The sequence below is a fragment of the Kribbella turkmenica genome, from assembly GCF_004348725.1.
Classification (GTDB): Bacteria; Actinomycetota; Actinomycetes; order Propionibacteriales; family Kribbellaceae; genus Kribbella; species Kribbella turkmenica.
The window spans coordinates 22497-31243 of sequence record NZ_SMKR01000086.1; the positions used below are offsets into that span (position 1 = coordinate 22497).

General features: G+C 71.2%; 9 protein-coding genes. 5 read left to right on the plus strand and 4 right to left on the minus strand.

Annotated features, from left to right (window positions below):
* Positions 1 to 137 precede the first annotated feature (137 nt).
* Both E1218_RS20120 and E1218_RS20125 read left to right on the plus strand, forming a co-directional pair.
* On the plus strand, positions 138 to 740 hold the full coding sequence (locus tag E1218_RS20120) for a DUF3000 domain-containing protein (RefSeq protein WP_132322391.1): 603 nt from the start codon (positions 138 to 140) through the stop codon (positions 738 to 740).
* Positions 737 to 1999, plus strand: coding sequence for a ribonuclease D (locus tag E1218_RS20125; RefSeq protein ID WP_132322393.1), 1263 nt, complete (start codon positions 737 to 739; stop codon positions 1997 to 1999). Before E1218_RS20120 ends, E1218_RS20125 begins: the two co-directional genes overlap by 4 nt.
* Before the next feature lie 19 nt (positions 2000 to 2018).
* Here the strand turns inward: E1218_RS20125 and E1218_RS20130 are convergent, their stop codons facing one another.
* The 3 genes from E1218_RS20130 to E1218_RS20140 form a co-directional block, all read right to left on the minus strand.
* A complete protein-coding gene (locus tag E1218_RS20130; protein ID WP_132322395.1) occupies positions 2019 to 2507 on the minus strand; it encodes a glutathione peroxidase in 489 nt (162 codons plus the stop codon).
* Entirely contained in the window at positions 2504 to 3178 is a 675-nt protein-coding gene (locus tag E1218_RS20135; RefSeq protein ID WP_132322397.1) for a dienelactone hydrolase family protein, read from the minus strand. Before E1218_RS20135 ends, E1218_RS20130 begins: the two co-directional genes overlap by 4 nt.
* A 131-nt stretch (positions 3179 to 3309) precedes the next feature.
* Positions 3310 to 3981 carry a hypothetical protein gene (locus E1218_RS20140; RefSeq protein ID WP_132322399.1) on the minus strand — a complete coding sequence of 224 codons (672 nt, stop codon included), beginning with the start codon at positions 3979 to 3981 and terminating at the stop codon, positions 3310 to 3312.
* Positions 3982 to 4166: 185 nt separating this feature from the next.
* Here E1218_RS20140 and E1218_RS20145 point away from each other — a divergent pair, with 185 nt between their 5' ends.
* Positions 4167 to 5366, plus strand: a complete 1200-nt coding sequence (locus E1218_RS20145) for a thiolase family protein (RefSeq protein WP_132322401.1) — start codon at positions 4167 to 4169, stop codon at positions 5364 to 5366.
* Complete coding sequence (locus E1218_RS20150; RefSeq protein WP_132322403.1) at positions 5363 to 7474, plus strand: 3-hydroxyacyl-CoA dehydrogenase NAD-binding domain-containing protein; 2112 nt, start codon at positions 5363 to 5365, stop codon at positions 7472 to 7474. The genes E1218_RS20145 and E1218_RS20150 overlap by 4 nt, the downstream gene beginning before the upstream one ends.
* Before the next feature lie 63 nt (positions 7475 to 7537).
* On the opposite strand, the gene E1218_RS20155 is transcribed toward E1218_RS20150, so the two are convergent.
* Positions 7538 to 8215 (minus strand): winged helix-turn-helix transcriptional regulator, encoded by a 678-nt coding sequence (locus tag E1218_RS20155; protein ID WP_132322405.1) that lies wholly within the window; start codon positions 8213 to 8215, stop codon positions 7538 to 7540.
* Positions 8216 to 8328: 113 nt separating this feature from the next.
* Between E1218_RS20155 and E1218_RS20160 the strand changes: the two genes are divergently transcribed.
* The coding region (locus E1218_RS20160; RefSeq protein WP_132322407.1) for a class I SAM-dependent methyltransferase at positions 8329 to 8747 on the plus strand (419 nt) is incomplete at its 3' end.

Genomic DNA, 8747 nt, shown 5'->3' on the forward strand with positions numbered 1-8747 from the left:
CACGCCGGCACGGAGGTCGCCGGGAGCAAGGCCTCAAGACCACGCCGGCGCCGAAGGCCCGGCCGAAAGCACCGTCGCAGGCGGTTACCGGCGCGTCGAGACCAGCGTCGGTAAGTAATCAGTCGTAGGCTGCCAGCATGGGTGCCCGCAAGCAGGTCGACGCGCCACCCGCGGAGTTCGCCGAGGCAGTGTCGCAGTTGCGCAGTGCCCGGTTCCGGCCCGAGGTATTCGTCGAGGAGATGCCCGCACCGCAGCGGATCGCACCGCATGCGGCGGCGGTCAGCGCCGACGTGACGGTCGACGGCGACGACGTCGCCACCGGCCGCCTGGTCATCCTCTACGACCCGGACGGGAACGACGCCTGGCAGTCGACCTTCCGCTGTGTCGCGTACGTGCGTGCGGCCGTCGAGCCGGAGATGGTGACCGACGCGCTGCTCGGTGGCGTGGGCTGGACCTGGCTGATGGAGGCCCTCGCGGACCGGGGTGCCGATTTCCTGGCCCCGAGCGGTACCGTCACCAGGGTGGTGTCGGAGAGTTTCGGCGGGATGGCCGACGACGAGGCGACGGCGGAGATCGAGATCCGTGCGTCCTGGAGCCCGGTGCCGGGCGCGGGCGGCAGCGTGGACGTGACCCGGCACGCGGAGGCGTGGGGCGAGGTGCTCTGCACGGCGGCCGGCCTGCCGCCGGTGCCGCCGGGGGTGGTGGCGATGCCGACCCGGCGCGGACAGCGGGGCCGATGAGCCCGGCCGAGACCCAGCAGCCGTCAGTCCCGGACGACCCGACCGCGCACCTGCCACTGCTCGAACTCCGTGACGGCCTCTCCGAGGTCGTCGACACCGACTCCGCGCTGACCGAGGTGGTCGAGGCGTTCCGGTCCGGCACCGGCCCGGTCGCCGTCGACGCCGAGCGCGCGTCCGGTTACCGGTACTCGCACCGCGCGTACCTGGTCCAGCTCCGCCGCGCGGGCGCCGGCTCGGCCCTGGTCGACCCGATCCCGTTCGGCGACCTGTCCGCGCTCGGCGACGCGATCGTCGACGCCGAGTGGATCATCCACGCCGCCAACCAGGACCTGGCCTGCCTGGCCGAGGTCGGGATGGTGCCGCGGAGGGTGTTCGACACCGAGCTGGCCGGCCGTCTGCTCGGGTACCCGAAGGTCGGGCTCGCCTCGCTCGTGAGCGAGGTGCTCGGCTACCGGATGCGCAAGGAGCACTCCGCGGCCGACTGGTCGACGCGGCCGCTGCCCGGGCCGTGGCTGATCTACGCCGCGCTCGACGTGGAGATGCTGATCGAGCTGCGGGACGCGATCGAGGCCGAGCTGCGCCGCGAGGGCAAGTGGGACTGGGCCGAGCAGGAGTTCACCGCGATCCTGTCGGCTCCCCCGCGCGAGCCGAAGCCCGATCCCTGGCGACGGACCTCGGGGATGCACCGGGTCCGCAATCGCCGGAGTCTGGCCGTCGTACGGGCGCTGTGGGAAGCCCGCGACCAGATCGCCGAAGCCGCCGACATCTCCCCCGGCCGGATCCTGCCGGACGCCGCGATCGTCGAGGCCGCGTCGGCCATGCCGGCCGACCGGGACACGCTGCAGCGGCTGACCGCGTTCAAGGGCCGCGGCGCGCACCGGCACATGCGGACCTGGTGGGAAGCCATCGACCACGCCCGCCGGCTACCGGAGTCGCAACTGCCCAAGCAGGGCCCGAGGTACGACGGCCCGCCGCCGGCCCGCGCGTGGGCCGACCGGGACCCGGACGCGGCCGCCCGGCTGGCGGCCGCCCGCGCGGCGGTCGGCGAGATCGCCGAGGCGCACCGCCTGCCGACGGAGAACCTGATGGCCCCGGACACGATCCGCCGGCTGGCCTGGGCGCCACCGGCCGACGCCACGCTCGAGGTGGTCAGCGCCTTCCTGCGCGACCACGGCGCCCGCGAGTGGCAGATCGGCCTCACGGCCGAAGTCCTCACCGACGCCATGGCCGCCGAAGCCCCGGCGAAGCCACTCGACTGAGCCCGGGCCGGCCGCGCGGCTACGCGGGCAGCTGGGCCTCGATCGCCTCGACGACCTCGGGCGACTCCGGCTCGGTGCCCGGGCGGAAGCGGGCGGCCACCGCGCCCTCGGGGGTGATCAGGAACTTCTCGAAGTTCCACTGGACGTCACCGGCCTCCCCGGCCGCGTCCGGCGTCTGCGTGAGCTGGGCGTACAGCGGGTGCCGCCGCTCACCGTTGACCTCGAGCTTGTCGAGCATCGGGAACGTCACGCCGTACGTCGTCGAGCAGAACGTCGAGATCTCCTCCGAGGTCCCCGGCTCCTGGCCGCCGAACTGGTTGCACGGGGCACCGAGCACGGTGAAGCCGCGGGAACGGTACCTCTTCTGCAGGTTCTCCAGGCCCCCGTACTGTGGGGTCAGCCCGCACTTCGACGCCACGTTCACGATCAGTACGGCCTTGCCCTTGTACTCGCCGAGCGAGGTGGCGGCGCCGGTGAGGGTGGTCAGCGGGATGTCGTACAGACTCATGCGGGTCCTCGGGAGGTAGGGAGGTGGCGGGACAGGAACGCGACAGTCCGCCGCCACGCCAGCTCGGAAGCCTCGGCGTGGTGGAAGGCGGGCAACGGGTTGTCGAACGCGTGACCGGCGGCCGGGTAGCGGTGCACCTCGGCAGAGTCCAGGGCCGCGACCACGTCGTCGACCGGTAGATAGGCGTCAGCGTCACCGAAGTGGTGCAGGCTCTCGGCCGACACCTTCGGCGCGAGCTCCAGCAACTGCGGCAGCGCCGAGCCGTAGTAGCTGACCAGTACGTCGGCCGATGACACCGCGGCCACGTTGAAACCGAGCCCGCCCCCGAAGCAGAACCCGACGATCGCCGTGCCCTGGTCACGGCTGCGCAGGTACTCCAGCGCAGCCACGGAGTCGGAGACGGCCTGGTCCCAGTCGAGTCGGCCGGCGACCGCCATCGCCTTCTCGAGCAGGTCCGGCGCGGACTCGTCCAACGCGGTGTCGTCCAGCCGCCAGTAGATCTCCGGAGCGATCACCCAGTACCCGAGGGCAGCCAGATCCGCGGCACGCTGCCGGATGTAGCCGGAGACCCCGAAGATCTCCTGCAGGAGCAGCACCCCGGGTCGGTCGCCCTCGGGATTCCACTCGTGGACCGGCATCAGCCCTGAACCGGTATCGATCTCCGAAGTCACACGGTGAAGCGTACTGGCCGGCCGCTGCCTCCCGGCCGCCCATCTCGTGGGTACGCCCATCCCGCTGTGGGTTGGCTAACCGGATTCCGGTTGGCCAACCCGCACGCCGGTGGGTCAGCCAGCCAGAGGTGTCAGCGGGCGGCTCGTTCGTTGAGGGGTGTGGGCGGGAGTACCGGTGCGGGCTTGGGCATCCAGGCCTTGCACTCGTCGATCGCCGCGGTGAGCAGGCGGTACAGCCGGTCGTCCGGGTCCGGCACGCAAGCCTGCGAGATCCCTTCCACGGCACACGACACGGCCCGCGGTGCGGTCCGCTTCGCGAAGTCCGGCGTACCCCGGTGGGCCCGGGAGGTGAAGGATCGCGCCCACTTGGCGGCGGCCGGCACGGACTCGAGCGCGACGCGGGACGCCGGCTCGAGGTCGTCCACCGGACGTCCGTCCAGCGCGGCCAGGTGCTTCTCTCCGACCAGCAGGGCCACGGCGAGGATGTACTGCCGCTCCTGCGACACGATCGGCAGCGCGTGCTGGATGCACACCGCGGTCACCCGCGGTACGACGTGCGGGTCGTCCGGCGTCAGCCCGATCACGGACGGGATGAGCGGCGCCAGCCGGGACCGGCCGGCGTCGGTCGTACAGTCGTTGACGTCCCGTGCGACCCCCGCCAGCAGCGGGTGGGTGCAGGACGGGTGGTCCGACCACGGCTCGCCGGCCAAGTAGGAGGCGAACTCCATGAAGCAGGCGCCTTTGCGCGGATTGCGGTGCTTGCCCCGGCTCAGGACCGGTACGGCGAGATCTAGGTTGTTCATAGAACGGCTCCCCATAGCTACCTGCCTCCAGCATGCGCTGTTTCGCCGGTGTTCGCCACGGGTCAGCGCCTGCGTGACCACACGGGTGTGGTTTGTGAGCAGCCGCACAGCGAGGGGCGCTTGGGGACTTCTGTTACCGACGGGTAGCATCGGGGTAGCTGTCCCGACCCCAGAGGAGGGCCATCGTGCCCCGTGAGATCCGCGACGTCGTGTTCGTCGACGGCGTGCGCACCCCGTTCGGCAAGGCCAAGGGCCAGTACGCCGAGACGCGCGCCGACGACCTGGTGATCAAGTGCATCCGGGAACTGCTCCGGCGGAACCCGGAGCTCCCGCCGGAGCGGGTGGACGAGGTCGCGATCGCGGCGACCACCCAGATCGGCGACCAGGGCCTGACGATCGGCCGGACCGCCGCCCTGCTGGCCGGCCTGCCGAACACCACGCCCGGCTACGCGATCGACCGGATGTGCGCCGGCGCGATGACCGCCGTCACCACCACCGCCGCGGGCATCGCCTTCGGCGCGTACGACGTGGTCGTCGCGGGCGGGGTCGAGCACATGGGCCGGCACCCGATGGGCGAGGGCGTCGACCCGAACCCGCGGATCATCTCGGAGAAGCTGGTCGACACCTCCGCGCTGGTGATGGGGTCGACCGCGGAGAACCTGCACGACCGCTTCCCGGCGATCACCAAGCAGCGCGCGGACGCGTTCGCGGCCGCCTCCCAGGAGCGCGCGGCCAAGGCCTACGCGAACGACCTGATCCAGCCGGACCTGGTCCCGGTCGCGACCCGCTCGGCAGAGCAGGGCTGGGGCTACGCGACCGCCGACGAGCCGATGCGTCCCGGGACGACGGTCGACGACCTGGCCACGCTGAAGACGCCGTTCCGCCCGCACGGCCGGGTGACCGCCGGCAACTCCGCCGGGATCAACGACGGTGCGACCGCGTGCGTGCTGACCTCCGCCGAGGCGGCCGCGGAGCTCGGCCTGACCCCGAAGATGAAGCTGGTCTCGTACGGCTTCGCCGGTGTCGAGCCGGAGGTGATGGGGGTCGGCCCGGTCCCGGCGACCGAGAAGGCGCTGAAGCTGGCCGGCCTGACCATCGGGGACATCGGCGCGTTCGAGGTGAACGAGGCGTTCGCGGTCCAGGTGCTCGCGTTCCTGGAGCACTACGGCATCGCCGACGACGACCCGCGGGTCAACCCGTACGGCGGTGCGATCGCCTACGGCCACCCGCTGGCGTCGTCCGGCGTCCGGCTGATGAACCAGCTGGCCAAGCAGTTCGAGCAGCGCCCGGAGGTCCGGTACGGCCTGACCACCATGTGTGTCGGCCTCGGCATGGGCGGAACGGTCATCTGGGAGAACCCGAACTGGAAGGGCGAGGCAGCATGACCCTGCAGGAACTGATCGACTCGGCGTCCGCGTTGTCGACCGACGAGGTCGTCACGCTGGCGCACTCGCGGGACGTCGTGCTCCCGAACAAGGCCGGCACGATGGCGCTCATCACGCTGGACAACGGGCACGACCACACCAAGCCGAACACGTTCGGGCCGAAGGGCCTGGCGTCGCTGAACGCCGCGATCGACGACGCGCTCGCCCGCGACGAGGTCGTGGCGATCGGTGTCACCGGCAAGCCGTTCATCCTGGCCGCGGGCGCCGACCTGACCGGGGTACCGAAGCTGACCGACCGCGAGCAGGCCCTGACGCTCGGCCGGATCGGGCACGGCGTGATGCGCAAGCTGGTGGACGGCGGCAAGCCGTCGTTCGCGTTCGTGAACGGCGTCGCCCTCGGCGGCGGACTCGAGGTCGCGCTGCACGCCACCTACCGGACGGTCTCGGTTGCGGCCGGCATGCTGTCGACGCCCGAGGTGTTTCTCGGCCTCATCCCGGGCTGGGGCGGCAACGTCCTGCTGCCGAACCTGATCGGCGCGGAGAACGCCGTCAAGGTCGTCGTCGAGAACGCGCTCAACCAGAACAAGATGCTCAGCGGCCCGGAGGCGGTGAAGCTCGGCATCGGTGACGTGCTGCTGGAGTCGGCCGACTTCCTCGAGCAGTCGCTGCTGTGGGCCAGCAAGGTGCTCACGGGCCGGATCACGGTCGAGCGGGCGGAGATCGACCGTGGTGACGCGTGGGACGCGGCCGTCGCCCGGGGCAAGGCGTTCGCCGACGTCAAGGTGAGCGGTGCGGCCCCGGCGCCGTACCGGGCGCTGGAGCTCATCGCCGCGGCGAAGGACAACGACCGCGAGCGCGGGTTCACGGCCGAGGACGAGGCGCTCGCCGACCTGATCATGAGCGAGGAGCTGCGCAGTGGCCTGTACGCGTTCGACCTGGTGAACAAGCGGGCGAAGCGGCCGGCCGGCGCCCCGGACAAGTCGCTCGCCCGGCCGGTCACCAAGGTCGGCGTGGTCGGCGCGGGCCTGATGGCCGGTCAGCTGGCGCTGCTGTTCGTCCGGCGGCTCGAGGTGCCCGTCGTGCTCACCGACCTGGACCAGGAACGGGTCGACCGCGGCGTCGGCTACGTGCACGGCGAGATCGACAGGCTGCTCGGCAAGGGCCGGATCCGGCCGGACAAGGCCAACCAGCTGAAGGCGCTGGTCACCGGCTCGGTCGACCGTCACGTGTTCGCGGACGCCGACTTCGTGATCGAGGCCGTCTTCGAGGAGTTGCAGCTGAAGAAGACGATCTTCGCCGACCTGGAGGAGATCGTCCGGCCGGACGCCGTGCTGGCGACGAACACGTCGTCCCTGCCGGTGACCGAGATGGCCGCCGACCTGCGGCACCCGGAGCGCGTGGTCGGGTTCCACTTCTTCAACCCGGTCGCGGTGCTGCCGCTGGTGGAGATCGTCCGCGCGGACCAGACCGACGACGCCACGCTGGCGACGGCGTTCGCGGTCGGCAAGACGCTGAAGAAGTCCTGCGTCCTGGTGAAGGACGCGCCGGCGTTCGTCGTCAACCGGCTGCTGACCCGCTTCCTGGGCGAGGTCAGCGCGGCGGTCGACGAGGGCACGCCGATCCCGGAGGCCGACAAGGCGCTGACCGCCCTGGGGCTGCCGATGCCGCCGTTCGTGCTGCTGCAGCTGGTCGGGCTGCCGGTGGCCCTGCACGTCGCGGAGACCATGAACCGGGCCTACCCGGACCGGTTCGCGGTCTCCGCGAACCTCGCCAAGGTGGTTGCCGCAGGCAAGAGCTCGTTCTACGTCTGGCCCGAGGGCAAGCCGGTGGTGGACCCCGAGGTCGAGTCGCTGGTGAGCGTCGCCGACACGCCGTCCACGGCCGACGAACTGCGCACCCGGGTGCTGACCGCGCTGGCCGAGGAGATCCGGATCATGCTCGACGAGAGCGTGGTCGCGCAGGCGCAGGACATCGACCTGTGCCTGCTGCTCGGCGCCGGCTGGCCGTTCCACCTGGGCGGTATCACGCCGTACCTGGACCGCACCGGGATCTCCGAGAAGGTCAACGGCGCCCGCTTCCTCCCCAAGGGCGTCGCGAGTCCGGCCTGACCTGGACCGCTGGGGGTCGGTGCGGAGCCGGAAGCCCGCTCCGGCCCTCAGCACCCTTCCGGGCTACCCGAGCTGTTCCCGGACGGCCGGCGCGAACGGACTCCACAAGAACCACGACGGCAGGGCCTTCACCAACCGCGGTGGACCGCTCATCGCGACGGTGCCCTGCGCGCTCGCCTGGGACAGGCTGACGATGCCGGAGAAGACTCGCATCAGGTCCACCGGCTGGGTGGTGACGATGACGTCGGAGTCGAACCCGGGATGCTCGGTGCACACCGAGGCCTCCTGCCGGTCGAGGATCAGCCAGATCCGCGTCGGGTCGTCGCCGCGGTAGTCGAACTCGACGGTCACCCGCTGCCCGGGCAGCTTTCCGGTGTCGACCCGGCGCGACATCCACCAGGTCAGGGTGACCGGGTCGACCTGCCGGGGCTGCGGTTCGCTGAACATCCACCGCACCGCCCACTCCCCGATGGCCATGATGACGTACTCGAGATCACGGCCGGCCGGGGTGAGCTGATACTCGTGGCCGCGGGCTACCGGGATCAGCTCCAGCACCCCCTTGCGCTCCAAATGGTTCAGGCGTTGCTTCAGCAGGGTGCGCGAGATGCCTGGCAGACCGCGGTCGATGTCGTTGAACCGCCGGCTCCCGAGAACCAGTTCGCGCACGATCAGAGGTGTCCACCGGTCGGCCAGGACCTCGCTGGCGAGGGCGACCGGGCAGTACTGGCCGTAGTCACGCATGGCTCATTGTGCGCCCGGAGTCCAGGACTTGTACCAGTTGAGTCCAGAACCTGTACTAGGTTTGTCGCCTGACCGGCTGCTGGGATGGAACCCTCACTACACCGGAGGGGACCATGACAGTCACATTCGACCCGTTCGTCTACAAGCAGACCACCCGCGCCCAGTGGGAGGCGGCCGCAGAGGCCTGGCACAGCTGGGGCCCGACCATCGAGGACTGGCTCGGCGACGCCACCGAGGTGATGCTCTCGGCCGCCGGCATCGGCGCCGGCTCTCGCGTACTCGACGTCGCAGCCGGTGCGGGCGGACAGACGCTGGCCGCCGCACGACTGGCCGGTGCCGACGGCCGCGTGCTCGCGACCGACATCTCACCCGCCATCCTGGAGTACGCCGCTCGCGTGGCGGCCGAGTCCGGGTTGTCGAACGTGGCCACGCTGGAGGCTGACGGCGAGAACCTGTCGGCCGTGGACGAGGGGGCCTTCGACGCGGCGATCTCTCGTGTCGGCCTGATCTACTTCCCCGACCAGCAGGCAGC

What these genes read in the sequence shown, in the direction of transcription:
- E1218_RS20130 (WP_132322395.1), bottom strand. Translation starts at nt 2,507, where the DNA reads ATGAGTCTGTACGACATCCCGCTGACCACCCTCACCGGCGCCGCCACC.
- E1218_RS20140 (WP_132322399.1), bottom strand. Translation starts at nt 3,981, where the DNA reads ATGAACAACCTAGATCTCGCCGTACCGGTCCTGAGCCGGGGCAAGCAC.
- E1218_RS20150 (WP_132322403.1), top strand. Translation starts at nt 5,363, where the DNA reads ATGACCCTGCAGGAACTGATCGACTCGGCGTCCGCGTTGTCGACCGAC.
- E1218_RS20120 (WP_132322391.1), top strand. Translation starts at nt 138, where the DNA reads ATGGGTGCCCGCAAGCAGGTCGACGCGCCACCCGCGGAGTTCGCCGAG.
- E1218_RS20125 (WP_132322393.1), top strand. Translation starts at nt 737, where the DNA reads ATGAGCCCGGCCGAGACCCAGCAGCCGTCAGTCCCGGACGACCCGACC.
- E1218_RS20155 (WP_132322405.1), bottom strand. Translation starts at nt 8,215, where the DNA reads ATGCGTGACTACGGCCAGTACTGCCCGGTCGCCCTCGCCAGCGAGGTC.